Raw genomic sequence first — 19,638 nt, forward strand, 5'->3', positions numbered from 1 at the left:
TTTCTAATCATAATCGGTTCTTAACCGTGATACACTCGTGAAGCAATTATTTTGTCTTCTCTGATGTCCAATACTTCCGCTACCAATAAATCTTCTTCGCCAATAACTGTTCTTATGTATTCCATAAAAACGCGGTCGCCATTGGCGGTAAGCGATTTTACTTTGTAATTCAAGCTTGGTAAACGCTCAAAAGCATCTTTCCACCATTCTCGCAAGGCTTCTTTGCCGGTAACAAAACCGTTACTCTCCGGTTTGTACATTTTTAGTTTTGGACTAAAATGAACAGCATCTTCGTCATATAAAGACAATAATTTTTCTAATTCTTTATTGTTGAAAGTTTCAAACCATTTAAAAGCAATTGATTGTAGTTTTTCTGGTGTCATACTTATTAGGATTGAATTTTTAATTAAAAAATCCCATTCCGTGTAAACGGATGGGATTTTCATTTATATAATTTCAAAGAAATATTAAACGTTCTTCAAATTGATAATTTCTTGGTCAGTAAGCAACCTCCAGTTTCCTCTTGGCAAATTCTTTTTGGTCAAACCAGCAAAAGCTACCCTGTCAATACGTAACACGTCATAACTAAAGTGTTCAAAAATAGAACGAACCACTTTCACGTTAGCGGATCTTAATTGCAAACCAATTTCACTTTTAGCTTCTCCGTCAATATAACTTACATCTTCCACAAAAACGCGGTGTCCATCAAGAGTCAACCCTTTGTTTATTTTTTCTAAATCCTCAAATTTCAAGTTTTTATCCAATGAAACTTGGTAAATTTTAGATGATTTTTGACTTGGTAACGTGAATTTACGAATCATATCCGTGTCATTCGTGAACAATAACAAACCAGTTGTATTCTTGTCCATTCTTCCCACTGCACCAATTTTTGCAGTCGTAGAACCTTTTACCAATTCCAATACATTACGATATTCCTGACCTTCGTCCATCGCAGTTGTAAAGTTTTTAGGTTTGTTCAGCAAGATGTATACTTTTTTCTCCGGAGTCAAAGTAGCCCCGTCAAAATTCACAACATCACCCGGTTTTACCATGTATCCCATTTCGGTAACAGGAACTCCGTTTACTTTCACCGTCCCGGATTGAATATAAATATCCGCATCACGACGCGAGCACGCACCAGAATTAGCAATGTATTTATTCAAACGAATTTCGTCTTTTACTTTCGGTCTCTTTGGTGCTTGATTTGGTTTTTTCTCTACTTTATCAGTAGCGATATCGGCAACTTTAGTAGTAACTTTAACTTTTTTCGGCCCTTGAGCGCGCTTCTGCATGGCAGGTTTTGGCTTATTCGAACTTGGTCTTGAGCTAGGTGCTCTTGGACCACTTTTCTTATTATTGCCTTCCTTGTTATTCATAATATTCCAATAATTTGTGCAAAGATACTATTTATATACTTGACAATCAATAACCACCAATTATAAAAACGCTAACTGTCTAGTTAATAAGCTAATTAAAATGATTCTTTTGATTTTTTGGAGCTATTTCCCGCTATCGTTTCAATCTTTTATTTTTTAAAGAAAAAAAATAAAAGGATTTCCGCTACTATCGGGGCTAAGCTAATCGGGGAATATAGGAGAATTTCGGGAATGTTTTTTTATCCTTTTTATAATTTGAAAAAAGGCAAATTTAAACCATCAACAATCTTTTTCCGTGCCATAAAACACTTGGATTAATCAAAACAATGCAAAATACTCCGGCAACAATAAGGAATTTCAAAACGTTGTGAAGCAGCAAAAACTGTGGTTTCGCATTAGATTTCCATAAGTATAATAAGAAAAATATCAAAACGATCAGGCAAGAGTAAAAATAAATATCCATGTAACCCACATCATAAACATCAATCAAAGCGTAAACGGGTAAAACAGTCAGAATGGTTAATACGGTGATGGTTTTTTTTGATACTTCCTCGCCATAAACAATAGGGATTGTTTTGTAATCATTGACTAAATCCCCTTTTAGATTTTCTAAATCCTTTATCATTTCCCGAATCAAGAGTAGCAAAAATAAAAAACTGGCATGCGAAAAAATGACGCCTAATTGTCTTCTGTAATTTTCAATTTCTTCATACGGAATCCGAGTATAAAAATACAGCAGTATCGCAAAAAAAGGTAAAACAGCTAGTAAAGCAGCCATCAGGTTTCCTATTATTGGGTATTTTTTTATTTTGTGGGAATAAAACCAGATGAAAAATATATATCCTGAAAAGAATAAAAATACACGCCAGGAAACAAACAGCGCCATTAAGGCGACAATAAAATTGAGTGTAAAATAGACGTTTAATTTTGTCTTCTGACTCACTAATCGATCCAACATCGATTTATTAGGCCGATTGATTAAATCCTTTTGACTGTCATAAAAGTTGTTGATGATATATCCGGAAGCAATCGTAAGGGAAGATGCAAAAACCAGAATAAATAAATTGAAATCAAGCAAAATATCAAGCGCTCTTTTTTCTGGAGCCAAAATAAATATAGCCGAAAGGTATTGCGCCAAAATAATGACTGGAATGTTATAGCCTCTAACTACAGAGAACAAACTTGCAATTTTCATTAAGAGAAGTTTGTTCTGCCTGCTTAACATTTAGATTTATTTAAGAATGTGCTCCCAATAATAAGGATGCTATTTAGGATTAATTCTCCCTCTCTTTGGAGAGGGTTGAGCAGAGGATGTTTAAAACTGATATACCACTTCTAGTTTATAATCTTTCAACGATGCTCTAGCTTTTTCTAAATCTTCGGTAAAACCTAAGATGTATCCGCCTCCGCCAGATCCACACAATTTTAAATAATAATCATTGCTGTCAATTCCTTGCTGCCAAATTCCGTGAAATTGTTCCGGAATCATTGGTTTGAAGTTATTCAAAACTACTTTAGATAATTTTTTGGTATTCATGAACAACGATTTCATGTCTCCGCCAAGGAAATTTTCTACACAAGCATCCGTATATTTTACAAATTGATTTTTCAACATCGCACGGAAACCTTTGTCTTTTAGGCTTTCCATGAAAATATTTACCATCGGAGCTGTTTCGCCCACAATTCCTGAATCCAATAAAAACACTGCGCCTTTTCCGTCAAAACTTTGTGTAGGAATTCCGGTTGCTTCAATATTGTCTTTCGAATTAATCAGAATCGGAATACTCAAATAACTGTTTAGTGGATCCAAACCAGAACTTTTTCCGTGGAAAAAACTCTCCATTTGAGAAAATATATTTTTTAACTGCAATAATTTTTCACGAGTCAAATTCTCCAGAACCGTGATTTTATTGTGTGCGTATTTATCATAAATAGCGGCTACAAGTGCGCCACTGCTACCTACACCATACCCTTGAGGAATACTGGAATCAAAATACATTCCGGTTTCTACATCGCTTTTTAATATTGCTAAATCGAAAGTTACTAAAGCAGGTTGCTCGTTTTGTAGGGTTTCTAAATACGTTACAAATCGTTTCAGGTGACCGTTTGATTTGATCGCTTCATCAGATGGATTTTCTTCTTTTTTAAGTGCTCCGTTGTAAAAATTGTAGGGAATTGAAAGCCCTTTTGAGTCACGAATAATTCCGTATTCTCCAAAGAGTAGTATTTTTGAGTAAAACAAAGGTCCTTTCATATAGTGTTGTAAATTAACAATTTGGGGTTGATAATTAGGTATTTGGATAGTAATTTTTATAAATCAACTTGGTCTCCGCGATTTGCTTCTAAGATTCCTAGATCAATTTCTTCTTGTTGTTCGGGAGATAAATCTTTCCAAACGTCTTTTTTTTGTGCTTTGAAAATATTTTTTACAGCCGCGATTACAGTCGTATCGTCAGTTTCTAACAGCATTTTTATCAATTCTAATTTCTCTGATTGAATATCCATAATTTCAGCTCTTTAAAAAATAAAGATAGGGAAAAATAAATCAATTAAATCAACACAGCGCCATTTCCAATTTCGTCACAAATGTACTGACCATTTTGGCAATAGCCAACTAATTCGTTCTTAATAAATTGTAAAACTTTTTCGGCAACATTTTGGGGATATAAAACATGCACATTTGCACCGGCATCCAGCGTGAAACAAACCGGAATTTTAGTCTCATTTCTAAATTTCCAAATCGCATTTATAATCTCCAATGTGTTCGGTTTCATCAGTATAAAATACGGCATGGAAGTCATCATCATGGCATGTAATGTCAAGGCTTCACTTTCTACAATTTTGATAAATTCGTCCAGATTCCCACTTTCAAAAATTGAAATTAATGCATTCAAATTTTCATGCGCTTGTGCAAATCGCCTTTCGGCAAAAGGATGGTTTTGCATTAAATCATGTCCCACTGTACTTGAAACTTGTTTTTCACCTTTGTCAACCAGTAAAATGGTATCTTGAAAATTCTTGAAATTGTCATGAATTGCATTGGGAAATTCAACTCCAAATAAATCAGAACTTCCGGAGATATTAGCGTGATTACCCCAAACCACTACTTGGCCCTTTACACTTCTGCAAGCACTTCCGGAACCCAAACGTGCTAATAAAGAGGCTTTTTGATAGAAATATTCCTCTGTCATTTCAGGGTTTAACACTTTTTCTAAACTCATCAAGTTCATCGCTAAAGCAGCCATTCCGGATGCCGATGAAGCAATTCCGGAACTGTGCGGGAATGTGTTTTCCGTGTCAATCGTAAAATGATAGTCTTTTAGAAACGGCAAATAGATTTCTATTCGCTCGAGGAATTTTTGAATTTTCGGTTTGAAATCTTCTTTTGGTTGCCCTTCAAAAAGTAAATCAAAGGAAAATGTACCATCGTTTTCTTTTTTGGCGAAAGCCAATTTGGTAATCGTTTTGCAATTATTCAACGTAAAACTCACCGATGGATTAGCTGGAATCTGATTCTCTTTTTTCCCCCAGTATTTTACAAGTGCAATGTTGCTGGGCGCGCTCCATTGAAAATTTCCCTCTTCAACTGAATGCGTATATTTTGATGGAATAAAATCGTTTGCTGAAATCATGAATGTATAAATTTACGCAAATATACTTTTTTTGGGTTATTTGTTTATTCGTTTAGATGGTTAATCGTTAGAAAGATTTAAGTAAATTTGGACAATTAAAATAATCATAGAAGTCCATCAAGGATTTTGTAACCATTAAGGAATTAAGCTTTATTAAGTATTGGGCTTAATTCCGTAATTGTGAGAAATATAAAGTTTACGAGATAGTCAAGACACTTATTGTTTCTTAAATGGCTTATATGTTTCAAGAAAATAGTACATTTAAAAAATATAAAAATGAATAAAATCACCCGAATATTAGCTGTTGTTGTTACGTGTCTTGCCATTGGCTATTTTTCTGGGACGGTTACTCGTTCTGCCATTACCACTTGGTATCCAACCTTAATAAAACCAAGTTTTAATCCGCCCAATTGGATTTTTGCACCTGTTTGGAGTATGCTGTATGTGATGATGGGTGTTGCTGCCGGATTAGTTTGGGACCGAATAGAAGAAGAGCGGGATTTAGTCAAGAAAGCATTGGTTTTCTTTGCCATACAATTAGGGCTAAATGCATTGTGGTCTTATTTATTTTTTGGCTTGCAAAACCCAATGTTAGCCGGATTAGAAATTATTGTATTGTGGTTGATGATTTTTGAAACGTACATTCAGTTTTCCAAAATCAATAAAATTGCGGGTTATTTATTTATACCGTATTTGGCTTGGGTTAGTTTTGCTGCGGTTTTGAATGGAAGTATTTGGTGGTTGAATAGGTAGTTGGTAGGTTTTAGTTTCAGGCAAAAGTTTTTCATATTAATTGGGTGTAACGGTTAATCGGGTTTGTAGTGTAAAATTTTTGTACTCATAAATTCCATTAACGTCAGGTCATTTCTTTCGCTCGCTATACTATCGGCTTTTGGGTCTTTGGCACAAAAAGCCAAAAAATTATCAATTTGTCCTGGCTTTAGCTGTAAGGTTTCGGTAAAAAAATCAGCTTTACATCTCGTTTTAGCAGCGTCAGTAAAAGCTAAAAGTGGGCCTTTACTAGTAGCGATCTCTTTCTCTTTTTTAAATAATTTAAAAATCATTCCGCCAATTCTCTTTAAATCCATGCCGTTTTCAATGGTGCCATCGTAAACACCTGGATTTTTCAATTTTTTTGCATTTTTCTCCAATGCGTATTGATCCAATTTTGCTTGTTCCCAATTCACATCTTTACTAAGCTTTATGGACGGCATGTTTTGCACAACTACTTCTTTTAGTTCTTCAATTTTAGAAGATAATGTGACTTTAAGAGCACCTTGGTTTAAGACTGCGACTGAAATTTTTATTTCTTTTATTTCATGATTTTTAGCGACAAATACCAAAACATCATTGATTTCGATATTAATTGTAAAATTTCCATCAGAATCGGTCAAAGTAACGGTTTTGGTGGTAGCATTGATTACCTCAACTTTGGTTGCGGCGGTTTTATCAAAGTGCACTTGTCCTTGAATGCGTTCGCTTGCTTGTGCAAAACCACTTTGATAAAGTATAAATATACAAATAGAAACGAGTAATTTTGTTTTCATAAAGATCTGATAATACGATGGTAAAGTTATCAGAATCTTCTTAAATAAAACTTACTGAAGTTTTAAACTCTTGTTAATTAAATTTAAATTGAATTTGCCACAATAAACCCGCTTGTCCAAGCATTCTGAAAGTTAAATCCGCCTGTAATGGCGTCAATATTTACGATTTCTCCAGCAAAATAAAGGTTTTCATGAAGTTTACTTTCCATGGTTTTGAAGTTAATTTCTTTTAAATCGATTCCACCTGCAGTTACAAATTCTTCTTTAAACGTGCTTTTTCCATTCACTTGAAAAGTAGCATTCGTCAATTGATTCGCTAGATTTTGCAATTGTATTTTAGACAAATCGGCCCATTTTGTTTCCACTTCAATTCCGGAAGCGAGCACCAAACTTTCCCATAATCTATTGGTTAATTCGAATGGGGATTTCTTAGAAACAGATTTTTTTGCGTGTTCCTGTTTTAATTCTTTTAGTTTTTTCTCGACATCTTCTGTGTCTACATCATTCAACCAATTCACAAAAATGGTGAACTGATAATTTTTGTCATGCAAGATTCGGGCGCCCCAAGCGGAGAGTTTCAAAATCGCCGGGCCGCTCATTCCCCAATGGGTAATTAACAACGGTCCTGTTGATGTGAGTTTGGTATCTTTTACTTTTACGGTAACTTGTGCTGCAACTCCGGGTAAATCTTTTATTCTGGAATCTTTTATGTTGAAAGTGAATAGGGAAGGAACAGGGCTGATAACAACGTGACCAAAATTTTGAAGCATTTCCCAAATTTTAGGATTGCTTCCAGTAGCCAGAATCAGCTTTTCGGTAAGATAATTTTCAGATTGGGTTTCTATCTTCCAAACGTTCTCTCCCGAAACTTCGGGATTGAAAATAGATTGCACGCTTTGTCCCGTAAGTATTGCAATTCCCAGCTTTTGTGTTGCTTTCAAGAAACAGTCAATAATCGTTTGAGAAGAATTCGAAACGGGGAACATGCGTCCGTCTGCTTCAATTTTGAGTTCTACGCCATGTTTCTCGAACCATTCAATAGTGTCACCGGAGCAAAACTGATGAAAAGGACCGCGTAATTCTTTTTCGCCACGCGGATAAAATTTTACCAATTCGTTCGGTTCAAAACAAGCGTGCGTCACGTTGCATCTTCCACCGCCGGAAATCCGAACTTTTTGCAATACTTCTGCACCGCGTTCTAAAATTGCGACTTTCAGTTTTGGGTTTTTCTCTAGAATATTAATCGCTGTAAAAAAACCTGCCGCGCCACCGCCCACTATTATTATATCGAAATTCTGATTCATTTTTTAACCATTAAGAGAGTTAAGATTTTTAAGTTTATTTATGAGCTCATGAAGATTTTTAATTAACGTAATGGTTAAGAATTCTGATTCATTTTTTAACCGTTAAGAGAGTTAAGATTTTTAAGCTTATTTATGAGCTCATGAAGATTTTTAATTTACGTAAAGGTTAAGAATTCTGATTCATTTTTTAACCATTAAGAGAGTTAAGATTTTTAAGTTTAATCATCAGCAAGCCGAGAAAAATATTCGTTAATTAAAGGTTTGCATGATTTTGTTATATTAAGAGTATTAAAATTGATGAGCAATCCTTGTGGGACACTTAATAGTTTCATGTAAGTTAGTAGTTTAGCTTCATCAATAGGATGAAATTTTTCAACCGTTTTCAACTCAACAATAATACAATCATTTACTAATAAATCCAATCGTAATGGATTGGTAAGTTCTAAATCATAGTAATCTAATGCGACATTAAATTGTTGCTTCACATTGTACCCATTTTTTTCTAACTCATATTTCAAGCATTCTTCATAAATTTTTTCTAATAAACCGGGTCCTAGTTTTCTATGAACTTTTATGGCATAACCAATAATTTCGTAGGATAATTGCGTTATCTCTTTTTTTGTCATAAACTGAATTATTTGACTCGTTACTTAATTGACTTAAATCGCGTAATCGTTTCCAAATAAAATATTATTTGGAACAATGCCTCTGATGATATCAAAATTCAACTTCATTTTTTAAACCATTAAGAAAGTTAAGATTTTTAAGTATTTGTCGTAAAATTAACTATCGGCCTCGTTACTTTATTGACTTAAATCGCTTAATTGTTTAAAAATAAAATCTTATTTGGAATAGCGATTATGTTTATATCTAATTTTATTTCATTTTTTAAACCATTAAGAAAGTTAAGATTTTTAAGTATTTGTCGTAAAATTAACTATCGGCCTCGTTACTTTATTGACTTAAATCGCTTAATTGTTTAAAAATAAAATCTTGTTTGGAACAATTCCTCTAATGATATCAAAATTCAACTTCATTTTTTTTTACCAATAAGAAAGTTAAAGTTTTTAAGTATTTGTCGTGAAATAAACTATTTACCTCTTTACTTAATTGACTTAATTTTCTTAATGGTTTAAAAAAAAAATATTTTGTTAAAAATAGAATATGATATCGAAATTTTGGTTCATATTCTATCGGGGAAATCAGTGATGATTCCGTTTACGTTGAATGTTTTTATTTTTTGAATGTCTTCTACGTCATTGATTGTCCAAGGAAAAACCTGCAATCCTTTTTCCTGCATTTTTGCCGTGTTTTCTTTTGTCAATAAATGAAAATTCGGGTGAATGGATTTTGCCTGAATGAATTTGGCGAAAGCCAAAGCCAGGTCTAAATCGGTTTCCGTTAAAACGCCAATGGGAATTTTATCATTTAAAAACGCCACTTGTTGCAACGCATTCCAATCAAAACTGGAAACTAAAAATCGGTCGTATTTCCAGCCTTTTTTAGTAACGTATCTTTCAATTAACGAAATTACTTTATCTGTTGCTTCATAACTTTTGATCTCAATATTGATAAAACAATCTTGGTTTACCAAATCAAAAACCTCACTGAGCGTTGGAATTTGCTGCGCCAGTTCGGCTAAATGCCTCGGGTCGTATTTTCCGTCTATTCGAAAAGTCTTCAATTCGTGCAAAGATAATGCATTTACAAAACCTTTTCCGTTCGTAGTTCGGTCAATCGTTTCGTCATGAATAACGATTATTTCGTCATCAGCACTTAAATGAACGTCCAGTTCAATGCCATCCACTTGCATATTCAATGCTTTTTGGAACGAAACAACGGTATTTTCAGGTTCATATCCTTTTGCGCCACGATGTCCAATTTTGAGCATTGTCTTTTATTTTTTTGGTAAAGGTAAACATAAAAAAAACGCCTTCATTTCTAAAGGCGTTTGGATTATTACGTTTCTCTTAATAAATATACCTACACCATTTTTAAAATGGTGCAGGATAAATAGTGTGCTCTAGTTTTTTGGTTTCGTCTCCCTCTCCTTTGGAGAGGGTTGGGGAGAGGATTCCAATAAAACAATATCAAATTCTGAATCGATTGTCACTTTTCCATTCACAACAAGTACTTCTTTACCGGAGTACGCATCTTTTAATAAGGTGCCGTTTGCGAAAATCGAACCTACTGAAAGTTCTTTAGTACCAATTGACAAATCCAATCCAACCACAACATTATCCGAATATTCTCCTTTAGAGAAAGTTCTGGAAAAAGTATACGGTTGAGCCGAAATTTGTTTGTGAATTCCTGCTCCAACTGACGGATGATTTCTTCTGAATTGACCTAATTTTTGCCAATGCAACAGTGTTTTTTGAGTTTCTGGATTTGATTTGATAGCTTCCCAATTCATGAACGAACGCAACGTAGCATCGCCTTTTGTTCCTTCAATTACTAACGAACGGGCACTTTCATCACCATAATATACTTGTGAAAGTCCAGGACTCAGTAATAATTTTGTTCCGCTTTCAATAGTTTTGGAACGATTACCATCAAAAGGTCCGCCATCATCATGTGAAGATAAATAGTTCAAAACACTATATCCTTTCAAGTCATTGTTCAGCTTATTTGAATATTTGGAGAATATAAATTCATAGTCTTTTTGCGCATCCCATTTGAATTCGAAATTGATCATGTTGTTGAAACCATTTTTAAAATAGTTTACTTTTTTATCTCCAAAATCAAAATCTTGTCCGCCGCTAATACCATAATTATAGACTTCGCCAATCGTGTAAAAAGCATTATTGTCTAAAACTTTTGTTGGATTATTTTTCTTCCAAGTTGTAAAAGCATAATCACATTGTGTCTTGAAATCTTCCCAAACCGTTTCGTCCGTATGTTTCACGGTGTCGCCACGATAACCGTCAATTCCGTAACCCGCAATATAATCCGTCAGCCATTTGATGATGTAATATTTTGGTGCTCTTGGATATCCCGTACGGGCAAAAAACGCGTCCAATTCTTTGATTTCTTTTTCGTAACGCCCTTCTTTTTTCCATTTTTCGATTAAAAAAGGAGGTAGAGCAACCGCTTGATTGCTTTCTGTTTTTATATCTGGAAGATTGGATACCAGCGTGCAGGCAGTTGTGTTCTCAAAAGATTTGTAATCGCAAGTAGGTCCTGTTCGCACCCAGTCATTTGGCCAAACCGTGTCTTCTGCAGTTACAGGTCCAGTATGATTGATAACGCCATCAAGAATGATTCGGATTCCGCGTGCATGTGCTTTTTGAACTAATGCAGCCAAATCTTCTTTGGTTCCAAAGTTAGGGTCTAAAGACGTCCAGTCTCTGGTCCAATAGCCATGAAAGGCATAACTCAAACCGGTTCCTTCGTCAACGGCATCGTGAATTTGTTCTACTACTGGAGTAAACCAAATGGCATTGATTCCTAATTTATCAAAATAACCTTCGTCAATTTTTTGAGAAATTCCTTTGATGTCACCACCTTCAAAACCACGAAGTTTTCCCGTTGTTTTGATTCTTTTGAAATTTATATCATTGGAAGTGTCACCATTATTAAAACGGTCTGTCATTAGAAAATAAACATTAGCGCCTTCCCAAACGAAAGGTGTTTTGTTACTCTCAGCAACCGTCTGTGTGCTGGAGCAACTACTTAGAATTGTCATGGTTAATAGTAAAAGTGGAATTGAATATTTTTTCATTTTTATAATGTTAAATGATTGTTTTTTTTTGAAACAGATAAGTCATATAAGTTGAAATAATAGCGATACATTTTCTGTCAAGCGCTTTTGTTTTATGCTTTTTCTGATAGAATTTTAATTACTTTAATTCTAAAATCAAAACCGATTTTGGTTCCATTATTATTTCGTTTGTTACGTCAAATGTAAGTTCAGAAATTACATCTTTTCCGGTTTTAAAGTTTTTGATATTTTCTGTGAAACGATCGGTTTTTATAGTTTTGGTTTCGTTGCTGTTGTTCATTAAAACCATAATTGTTTCATCTGTATTGTATCTAAAATAAACGTAGACATTGTTTTCAGGAATGTAATGTGTCATTTTTCCAGAATGAATCGCCGCTTTTGTTTTTCTCCAATTGAATAATTTTGAAGTAAAATTAAAATACGCACTTTGTCCCACAGTTCTTCCTTCTTTGACAAAAGCATTGTTCTGATCGCCTTCCCAACCGCCTGGAAAATCTTGACGAATATCCGCATCGCCTTTTTCTTTATTACCGGCCATGCCTATTTCGCTTCCGTAATACAATTGTGGAATTCCACGAACGGTTGCCATCAAAGTCATTGCCATTTTGTACTTTCTGATGTCGTTTCCGTAAGTCTGATTAAAACGGTTAGTGTCGTGATTTTCGACAAAAATCAACAAATTGTTGGTATTTGGATACAGAAAATCATTGGTAAAATTGTCATATATTTTCACCATTCCTTTGTCCCAAGTACCTTCGTCTTCATTGAAAACTTTGGTTGTTGCCTCATAAAACGTAAAATCCATGACGCTTGGTAAATATGAATTGTAATTTTGTATTTCAGCAATTTTACTTTCTTTTTGCCAATACGCCATTTGCGCCTGACTTTGCATCCAAACTTCCCCTACAATATTAAAATTTGGGTATTCATCGGTGATCGATTTTGTCCACCTTGCGATTCCTAGTGGGTCGGAATAATTATAGGTATCGACTCTGAAACCATCTAAATTGGCGTATTCAATCCACCAAATCGCATTTTGAATCAGATATTTTAAAGTCAAAGGATTCTTCAAATTTAAATCGGGCATCGTTGGAACAAACCAACCATCTATCGTAATTTTTTTATCAATTTCAGATGCGTTAGTGTCGTGTATAACCGTTCTTTTATGATTGGTTTGCGTGTACGTATCAAAATGATTGATCCATTCTTTTGTAGGTAAATCTTTTATCATCCAATGTTCAATTCCCCAGTGATTCGTCACGTAATCCATAACCAGTTTCATGTCTCTTTTGTGCATTTCGGCAGCCAGTCGAACATAATCAGCATTAGTTCCAAAACGAGGGTCAATTTTATAAACATCAGATTGGCCGTATGTGTGATAGGAATGTTTAGCATCGTTATCCTCACAAAGCGGCGTGCTCCAAATGGTTGTTGCGCCCAGTTCTGCTATGTAATCCAAGTTTTTTATAATTCCCTCAATATCGCCACCGTGTCTTCCGCCAGGTAATTCTCTGTTATATTTTTCTTGTGTCGAATTTTCACTGTCGTTGTTTCTGTTTCCATTAGCAAAGCGATCCGGCATCAATAAATACATCATATCTGAAGAATCAAAACTTTTGCGTTGCGCAGAATTTTCTCTTCTTTTATTTAAAGAATATTTTTGTGTGAACGTTTCTTTGTTTTTGCTTTTAAAGGTAAAAACGAAATCAGAGGCCGCAACTTTTTTGGTATCAATGGTTACAAAAATGTAGTTGGGATTTTCCGTTCTTTTAACGTTGGTTATTTTTATCCCATTAGAAACGGTGACTTGGTTTTGAGAAATGTCTTTTCCATAAAACAGAATCTGCAACTCCGGATTTTGCATTCCTGCATACCAAAACGGCGGTTCCATTTTATCGATTTGAGCATGTAACGTTACAGACATAAAAAAAAGGAATAAGGTTATTTTTTTTAAAAAGTTCCTATTCGGGAAAGGTAAAGAAATAATTTTATTCATGGTGAAATACGTTGATTACATTAAATTTTAATGAGGATTATAAAAAAAAGAGTGCTGTTTCAGGGAATTATGTAAGGTATAATTCGAATGTGAATTAGACTTATACAAACAATCCCAATGTAAATTGGGATTGTTTTTTTGCCTGTCAAGGCACGAATCAAGTGATAGAATTAACTACAAGTTCCAGCAATTGTCTTATACGGTAACTAACTTTTCCGGTGTCACAATTACGGATTTTCCGTTTACTACGATTGCCAATTCTTTATCGCCAACAATAGAAAAAGTAGTTTCTTTATGATCGATCGCTACTTTCAAAATTTGGTTTCTAAAATTAATTTTAAACGAATATCCTTCCCATTCTTTTGGGATTTTTGGAGAGAAATGAAGTGTATCTTCTTTAATTCTCATTCCGCCAAAACCTTCTACGATACTCATCCAAGTTCCTGCCATTGAAGTTATATGACAACCTTCTTCCACTTCTTTGTTGTAATCATCAAGATCCAGACGCGAAGTTCTCAAATAGAATGTGTACGCCATATCCATTTTATCTAATAAAGCCGCTTGAATCGAGTGAACGCAAGGCGAAAGTGAACTTTCATGAACCGTAAAGGATTCGTAAAATTCAAAATTGTTTTTCAGTTCTTCTTTCGAAAAATGATCTTCGAAGAAATAGAAACACTGCAAAACATCGGCTTGTTTGATATAAGGCGAACGCAAAATTCGGTCCCAAGACCATTTTTGATTGATTGGTCTTTGGCTTTTATCCAAATCAGCTACGCGAACTAATTCTTTATCCAAGAAACCGTCTTGTTGCAAATACACGTTATGTTCTTCCGAAAAAGGGAAGTACATATTATCCGAAACTTTTTTCCAAGATTGTAATTCGGAATCCGAGATTTTTACTTTTTCCGTAATTCTTTTGTGGTCAACAGGATATTCCAGAGACACTTTCTGAATTTGTTCGTACGTATATTCTAAACACCATTTTGCAATATAATTGGTATAGAAATTATTGTTTACGTTGTTCTCATATTCGTTTGGACCCGTAACGCCAAGAATCACGTATTGGTTCAAATGAGTCGAAAAATTCGCTCTTTGATGCCAGAAACGTGCAATTGCTATTAATACTTCCAGTCCTTTTTCAGGAATGTAGCTGTAATCTCCAGTGTATCTGTAAAAGTTATAAATGGCAAATGCTATGGCTCCGTTTCTATGAATTTCTTCAAAAGTAATTTCCCATTCGTTATGGCATTCTTCACCGTTCATTGTTACCATTGGGTACAAAGCAGCGCCGTTAGTAAATCCTAATTTAGCAGCGTTTTCAATGGCTTTATCCAATTGATTGTAGCGGTATGTCAATAAATTTCGAGCCACTTCCTGATCTTTGGTCGCCATGTAAAATGGTATGCAATAGGCTTCGGTGTCCCAATAGGTAGAACCTCCGTATTTTTCTCCGGTGAAACCTTTTGGTCCAATATTCAAACGAGAATCTTTACCTAAATAGGTTTGGTTCAACTGAAAAATATTGAAACGAATGCCTTGTTGCGCTTTTACATCGCCATCAATGGTAATATCTGACATTTCCCAAATTTTTGCCCAAGCATCAATCTGGTCCTGGAGCATTTGGTTGTAACCTAATGTTAATGCGGATTGAATCACTTTTTCAGCAGCAGTAATAGTGTTTTCATGGTTTAAAGAAACCGTGTATCCACCAATTTTCTGGATAGATGATTTTTGGCCTTGAGCCGCAATTACATCATAGCTAAACTGAATTTTATCAGTTGTGGAGTCAATATTGGAAGGAGAAATTCCTGTTTTTTCACCATTTGTCAAAATGGTGTTTTGCATGAAAGTGGTCACTTTGAAATGTGTTTTGAACGTTTGAGCCGTTACAAAAGCTTCATTTCCAGACTTTTTCACGTCAAGCGGTTCCCAGAATTTTTCTTCCCAGTTCGCATCTTCATTCGTTACACCAGCATCGATATACGGCTTGTAAACTATTTTTGCATCTTTGTTTAATGGCGTGATTTCATAATTGATTAGACCCACTTCATCCAAGTTCAACGAAAGGAAACGACGCACATTTACGGAAATTTCAGTTCCGTTTTTCAAAGTAGCTTCAAAAGAACGATTGTACCAGCCTTCTTTCATATTGAGTTCACGACGAAAGTTTCTGACTTCGGAACAGGTATTCAAATCCAGTTTTTCATCATTGATTTCTATGTCGATTCCAATCCAGTTTGGCGCATTCAAGACTTTGGCAAAATATTCTGGATACCCGTTTTTCCACCAGCCCACTTTGGTTTTGTCAGGATAATAGATTCCGGCAATGTAACTTCCCTGAAATGTTTCGCCGCTGTAATTTTCTTCAAAATTAGCGCGTTGTCCCATAGCACCGTTACCAATGCTAAACAGACTTTCAGATGATTTTACACACTCGGCATCAAATCCTTCTTCTATGATAGACCAATTGTCTGGTTTTATATAATCTTGATTCATTTTTTACTTTTGTTTAAAGTTTAAAAAGTTTAAGGTTTAAAAAATTAAAAGTTTTGCGATTCATCACAACTTATCTAACCTCTTTCTTCTTGTTTCTTTTTATTTTCTAATTAATTCTTCTATGAATTGGGTATCGATAGCTGTAAAATCTTTAAAGATAAATTTCGCTTCATGTAAAGTACTTGCTTCTCCTATTCCTATGCTGGTCATTTTTCCAATATTTGCTGCTTGAACTCCCGCCACTGAATCTTCAAAAACGATTGAGTCCTCTGGTTTTATGTTCAGTAATTTTGCAGCCATTAAGAAAACTTCCGGATCCGGTTTGGCATTCGTCACATCATTTCCGTCTACAACAGCGTCAAAATAAGACAGCAATCCTGTTTTTTCTAAAATAGGTCTTGCATTTTTACTGGCTGAACCCAATGCGATAGGTTGGTTGTTTTCTTTTAAAAATTTTAAAATAGGAAAAACTCCTGGAAGAATCTCGCTCTCGTCCATGTCAACTAAATAGGATAAATAGTCTTCATTTTTTTGAACTAACCAGCGGTCTTTGTCTTCTTGCGAAGCTTCCACTTTCCCTAATTCTAATATAATATCCAAAGAGCGCACGCGGCTGACTCCTTTTAATAATTCATTATGTTCATGTGTAAATTCGATGTTTAATTCATTTGCGATTTTTTGCCACGCTAAATAATGGTATTTAGCTGTGTCAACAATCACTCCGTCCAGGTCGAATATAAATGCTTTTTTAGTCATTATTATTGTTTTATTACGTCATCAACATCTTTCACTTTAACCACTAAAATTGCAGCAATCAAGAAGCTGACGCCACTAGTCACTAATGCAAATATGGCATTGTCATTGTATACATATTTAACTAATGGTCCGCCAATTAAGGCATTGATAATTTGGGGAATAACGACAAAAAAGTTAAAAATACCCATGTAAACTCCCATTTTCATTGGAGAGATTGATCCGGCTAATATGGCATACGGCATAGATAAAATACTTGCCCAAGCAATACCTACAGCGACCATAGAAAGAATCAACCAATTTTCATTAGGAACAAAATAGATAGATATTAATCCTAGTCCACCAACAATTAAAGAGATGGAGTGCGTTAATTTTCTGCCGAATTTTTTTGCGATATAGGGCAAAGCAAAAGCATAGAAAGCAGAAACTAAATTGTAAATACCAAACAGTACTCCAACCCAGTCACCAGCGTTTTGATACGCTTCACTTTTGCTGTCTGAAATAGGTAAACCATAAATATGGTGGGCTATGGCAGGAGTGGTGAAAACCCACATTCCGAAAAGGCCAAACCAAGAGAAAAATTGTACCCAGCTTAATTGTCGCATCGTGGTAGGCATTTTTCTGAAATCATCAAAAATGTCCAGTAAACTAGATTCTTTAGAACTGGTATCAGCTACTGTAGTTTGCTTATGCGCCATTTCGTCCTCAAATTGTGCTAACTCTTCTGGAGAATATTCTTTGGCAGAAAAAATGGAAACTAAAATAGAAACTACCAGAATAGCAGCTCCAATGACGAAAGATAGAATCAAGTGCAGGGGAACGCCGCCATTTTCATCTCTATTCGAAACGCCAAACCAATTCGTTAAAACATAAGGAAGCCAAGAACCAATAACAGCACCAAAACCAATTAATGCGGTTTGTACACTAAACCCAAGTGTTCTTTGGTCCGTTCTTAAATTATCGCCCACTAAAGCTCTGAAAGGTTCCATGGCGATATTAAAGGACGCATCCATAATCATCAGCATTCCGGCACCAACCCATAAGGCAGGTAGAAAAGCGATGAAAATTTCGGCTTGAGGCATTAATATTAGTCCAATTGAAGCTAATAAAGCACCAACTAAAAAGAAAGGTTTTCGTCTTCCGAATTTCCCCCATGTTTTGTCACTGTAATGTCCTATGATTGGTTGAACAATAAGTCCCATCAACGGGGCTATGATCCAAAACCAGGATAATTCATGAACGTCTGCGCCAAAAATTTGGAGGATTCTGCTCGCATTTGAATTTTGCAGCGCAAAACCCATTTGAATTCCCAGAAATCCAAAACTCATGTTCCAAATTTCCCAGAAACTTAATCTACGCTTTTCCATTATCGTAATTTAAATATTAATACGATAAGCGCTATGCTTATCAAAACTTATCTTATTTTCGAAGTAAAAGTTAAAGTTTTGAGGGGTAAATATAAAAATATATTTCAAACTTTTGTTTTACCAAAAGAAATTTTGGAGAACTTTTTCTACTACAAGGTTGTAGTAATGAATAATTTAACAAATAATAATCTAATTTGTAGATTCTCTTTCAATCAAATGCGTTTCAATTACTTCGGTTTTATAGTTTTCATCCTCTTCATCTTCTTCGGATTCGAGTCGGTCAATAAGCATTTTTGCAGCTTTATTTCCCATTTTTATTCCACTCTGACTTACAGTTGTAATGGTAGGTGTAGAATATTTAGAAATAATACCATCCGTAAAAGCAATAACGGCCAAGTCATTAGGTACATTCAGCCCTATTTTATTCGCAGTTTTGATGATGGTTACTGCAAAAAGTTCATTTACAGCAAAAACGGCATCAATGGCTTTGTCTTCTAATAGTTTTCCAATAGTGATTTCGCAGGTATCTACATCTTCTATCTTGATGATTAGATTCTCATTAAAAGGAATATCGTTGTCCAGTAATGCTTTTATATAGCCGTCGGTACGAAGTTTGCCAACGCTCACATAATCAACGGTGGTGACGAGGGCAATTTTTTTTCTTCCCTTATCAATCAGGCTTTGTACGGCTTCATAAGCGGCGGATTTATCGTCAATAATTACTTTGTCGCAAAGAATTTCATTTGTAACTCGATCAAACATAACAACAGGCATTCCTTGATTGATGACTTCTGTAATATGATGAAAATCGCCTCTGAATTGGGTTTCTTTGGAGAGCGACATGATAAAACCATCGATACTTCCGTTGGCAAGCATTTCCATATTAAGGACTTCTTTGTCAAAAGAGTCGTCTGACAGGCAGATGATAACACTATATCCATATTCATTAGCAACCTGTTCGATTCCGTTAATGACTGTTGAAAAGAAGTGGTGTACAATTTCAGGGATGATGATTCCAATTGTTTTGGTTTTTCTATTTTTTAAGCTGAGGGCAATGTTATTAGGCTTATAATTATAGAATTTGGCGAAAGCCTGCACTTTAAGTCTGGTTTCTTCGCCTATTTCGAGGCTGTTCCTTAGTGACTTGGAAACGGTAGAAATGGATACATCTAATTCTTTTGCAATTTGTTTAAGCGTTATTTTCCTTTTCATATTGAAGATGTGGTAAAAAATTATTTCTTACTAAAGGTAAAATTTAATTTTACAAATGGTAATTAAAGTGGTAAAAATTTCAATAAATCAGAAAGTTTTCAACACTATTACGTTTTCGTAACTTAATAAAAAATTGCCTTTGTCGGGCGTGACAAAATTTACATAAATTTAACATTCGAAGTATAAGTTAATGTTAAAACTCAAAAAAAAATTAAATTAAATTAAACAAAA

17 protein-coding genes are annotated in these 19,638 nt (G+C 34.8%); 1 reads left to right on the top strand and 16 read right to left on the bottom strand.

The window, feature by feature from the left end:
* Nucleotides 1–20 precede the first annotated feature (20 nt).
* From AC0J6S_RS06280 to AC0J6S_RS06305, 6 genes are all read right to left on the bottom strand, one after another.
* Nucleotides 21–446 (bottom strand): nuclear transport factor 2 family protein, encoded by a 426-nt coding sequence (locus AC0J6S_RS06280; RefSeq protein ID WP_474955928.1) that lies wholly within the window; start codon nt 444–446, stop codon nt 21–23.
* Nucleotides 447–467: 21 nt separating this feature from the next.
* A complete protein-coding gene (locus AC0J6S_RS06285) occupies nt 468–1,376 on the bottom strand; it encodes a pseudouridine synthase (RefSeq protein WP_474955929.1) in 909 nt (302 codons plus the stop codon).
* Between the two features lie 271 nt (nt 1,377–1,647).
* Entirely contained in the window at nt 1,648–2,601 is a 954-nt protein-coding gene (locus AC0J6S_RS06290) for a geranylgeranylglycerol-phosphate geranylgeranyltransferase (protein WP_474955930.1), read from the bottom strand.
* A gap of 90 nt (nt 2,602–2,691) precedes the next feature.
* A complete protein-coding gene (locus tag AC0J6S_RS06295; RefSeq protein WP_474955931.1) occupies nt 2,692–3,630 on the bottom strand; it encodes a mevalonate kinase family protein in 939 nt (312 codons plus the stop codon).
* Between the two features lie 56 nt (nt 3,631–3,686).
* Nucleotides 3,687–3,881 carry a hypothetical protein gene (locus tag AC0J6S_RS06300; RefSeq protein WP_474955932.1) on the bottom strand — a complete coding sequence of 65 codons (195 nt, stop codon included), beginning with the start codon at nt 3,879–3,881 and terminating at the stop codon, nt 3,687–3,689.
* A gap of 44 nt (nt 3,882–3,925) precedes the next feature.
* A complete protein-coding gene (locus AC0J6S_RS06305) occupies nt 3,926–5,008 on the bottom strand; it encodes a diphosphomevalonate decarboxylase (RefSeq protein ID WP_474955933.1) in 1,083 nt (360 codons plus the stop codon).
* A gap of 276 nt (nt 5,009–5,284) precedes the next feature.
* Between AC0J6S_RS06305 and AC0J6S_RS06310 the strand changes: the two genes are divergently transcribed.
* A complete protein-coding gene (locus AC0J6S_RS06310) occupies nt 5,285–5,761 on the top strand; it encodes a TspO/MBR family protein (protein WP_474955934.1) in 477 nt (158 codons plus the stop codon).
* Between the two features lie 53 nt (nt 5,762–5,814).
* Here AC0J6S_RS06310 and AC0J6S_RS06315 read toward each other — a convergent pair whose 3' ends face one another.
* The 10 genes from AC0J6S_RS06315 to AC0J6S_RS06360 form a co-directional block, all read right to left on the bottom strand.
* Complete coding sequence (locus tag AC0J6S_RS06315; protein WP_474955935.1) at nt 5,815–6,555, bottom strand: hypothetical protein; 741 nt, start codon at nt 6,553–6,555, stop codon at nt 5,815–5,817.
* Between the two features lie 83 nt (nt 6,556–6,638).
* The gene (locus AC0J6S_RS06320) at nt 6,639–7,859 is read right to left on the bottom strand and encodes a BaiN/RdsA family NAD(P)/FAD-dependent oxidoreductase (RefSeq protein ID WP_474955936.1); all 1,221 of its coding nucleotides are present in this window, start codon (nt 7,857–7,859) and stop codon (nt 6,639–6,641) included.
* A 218-nt stretch (nt 7,860–8,077) separates the two neighbouring features.
* Nucleotides 8,078–8,485 carry a GxxExxY protein gene (locus AC0J6S_RS06325; RefSeq protein WP_474955937.1) on the bottom strand — a complete coding sequence of 136 codons (408 nt, stop codon included), beginning with the start codon at nt 8,483–8,485 and terminating at the stop codon, nt 8,078–8,080.
* Between the two features lie 557 nt (nt 8,486–9,042).
* The gene (locus tag AC0J6S_RS06330) at nt 9,043–9,750 is read right to left on the bottom strand and encodes a glycerophosphodiester phosphodiesterase (protein WP_474955938.1); all 708 of its coding nucleotides are present in this window, start codon (nt 9,748–9,750) and stop codon (nt 9,043–9,045) included.
* Between the two features lie 132 nt (nt 9,751–9,882).
* Nucleotides 9,883–11,580 carry an alpha-amylase family glycosyl hydrolase gene (locus AC0J6S_RS06335; protein ID WP_474955939.1) on the bottom strand — a complete coding sequence of 566 codons (1,698 nt, stop codon included), beginning with the start codon at nt 11,578–11,580 and terminating at the stop codon, nt 9,883–9,885.
* A 118-nt stretch (nt 11,581–11,698) separates the two neighbouring features.
* Nucleotides 11,699–13,504, bottom strand: a complete 1,806-nt coding sequence (locus AC0J6S_RS06340; RefSeq protein WP_474955940.1) for a glycoside hydrolase family 13 protein — start codon at nt 13,502–13,504, stop codon at nt 11,699–11,701.
* Between the two features lie 267 nt (nt 13,505–13,771).
* Nucleotides 13,772–16,075, bottom strand: a complete 2,304-nt coding sequence (locus tag AC0J6S_RS06345; RefSeq protein ID WP_474955941.1) for a glycoside hydrolase family 65 protein — start codon at nt 16,073–16,075, stop codon at nt 13,772–13,774.
* Between the two features lie 99 nt (nt 16,076–16,174).
* The gene (gene pgmB, locus AC0J6S_RS06350; RefSeq protein WP_474955942.1) at nt 16,175–16,831 is read right to left on the bottom strand and encodes a beta-phosphoglucomutase; all 657 of its coding nucleotides are present in this window, start codon (nt 16,829–16,831) and stop codon (nt 16,175–16,177) included.
* Nucleotides 16,832–16,833: 2 nt separating this feature from the next.
* Nucleotides 16,834–18,195, bottom strand: coding sequence for an MFS transporter (locus AC0J6S_RS06355; protein ID WP_474955943.1), 1,362 nt, complete (start codon nt 18,193–18,195; stop codon nt 16,834–16,836).
* A 189-nt stretch (nt 18,196–18,384) separates the two neighbouring features.
* Complete coding sequence (locus AC0J6S_RS06360; RefSeq protein ID WP_474955944.1) at nt 18,385–19,407, bottom strand: LacI family DNA-binding transcriptional regulator; 1,023 nt, start codon at nt 19,405–19,407, stop codon at nt 18,385–18,387.
* Between the last annotated feature and the right edge of the window lie 231 nt (nt 19,408–19,638).

The sequence above is a fragment of the Flavobacterium sp. TS_SC_5 genome (assembly GCF_056156265.1).

What these genes read in the sequence shown, in the direction of transcription:
- AC0J6S_RS06280 (WP_474955928.1), bottom strand. Translation starts at nt 446, where the DNA reads ATGAAAATCCCATCCGTTTACACGGAATGGGATTTTTTAATTAAAAAT.
- AC0J6S_RS06285 (WP_474955929.1), bottom strand. Translation starts at nt 1,376, where the DNA reads ATGAATAACAAGGAAGGCAATAATAAGAAAAGTGGTCCAAGAGCACCT.
- AC0J6S_RS06290 (WP_474955930.1), bottom strand. Translation starts at nt 2,601, where the DNA reads ATGTTAAGCAGGCAGAACAAACTTCTCTTAATGAAAATTGCAAGTTTG.
- AC0J6S_RS06295 (WP_474955931.1), bottom strand. Translation starts at nt 3,630, where the DNA reads ATGAAAGGACCTTTGTTTTACTCAAAAATACTACTCTTTGGAGAATAC.
- AC0J6S_RS06300 (WP_474955932.1), bottom strand. Translation starts at nt 3,881, where the DNA reads ATGGATATTCAATCAGAGAAATTAGAATTGATAAAAATGCTGTTAGAA.
- AC0J6S_RS06305 (WP_474955933.1), bottom strand. Translation starts at nt 5,008, where the DNA reads ATGATTTCAGCAAACGATTTTATTCCATCAAAATATACGCATTCAGTT.
- AC0J6S_RS06310 (WP_474955934.1), top strand. Translation starts at nt 5,285, where the DNA reads ATGAATAAAATCACCCGAATATTAGCTGTTGTTGTTACGTGTCTTGCC.
- AC0J6S_RS06315 (WP_474955935.1), bottom strand. Translation starts at nt 6,555, where the DNA reads ATGAAAACAAAATTACTCGTTTCTATTTGTATATTTATACTTTATCAA.
- AC0J6S_RS06320 (WP_474955936.1), bottom strand. Translation starts at nt 7,859, where the DNA reads ATGAATCAGAATTTCGATATAATAATAGTGGGCGGTGGCGCGGCAGGT.
- AC0J6S_RS06325 (WP_474955937.1), bottom strand. Translation starts at nt 8,485, where the DNA reads ATGACAAAAAAAGAGATAACGCAATTATCCTACGAAATTATTGGTTAT.
- AC0J6S_RS06330 (WP_474955938.1), bottom strand. Translation starts at nt 9,750, where the DNA reads ATGCTCAAAATTGGACATCGTGGCGCAAAAGGATATGAACCTGAAAAT.
- AC0J6S_RS06335 (WP_474955939.1), bottom strand. Translation starts at nt 11,580, where the DNA reads ATGAAAAAATATTCAATTCCACTTTTACTATTAACCATGACAATTCTA.
- AC0J6S_RS06340 (WP_474955940.1), bottom strand. Translation starts at nt 13,504, where the DNA reads ATGTCTGTAACGTTACATGCTCAAATCGATAAAATGGAACCGCCGTTT.
- AC0J6S_RS06345 (WP_474955941.1), bottom strand. Translation starts at nt 16,075, where the DNA reads ATGAATCAAGATTATATAAAACCAGACAATTGGTCTATCATAGAAGAA.
- pgmB (WP_474955942.1), bottom strand. Translation starts at nt 16,831, where the DNA reads ATGACTAAAAAAGCATTTATATTCGACCTGGACGGAGTGATTGTTGAC.
- AC0J6S_RS06355 (WP_474955943.1), bottom strand. Translation starts at nt 18,195, where the DNA reads ATGGAAAAGCGTAGATTAAGTTTCTGGGAAATTTGGAACATGAGTTTT.
- AC0J6S_RS06360 (WP_474955944.1), bottom strand. Translation starts at nt 19,407, where the DNA reads ATGAAAAGGAAAATAACGCTTAAACAAATTGCAAAAGAATTAGATGTA.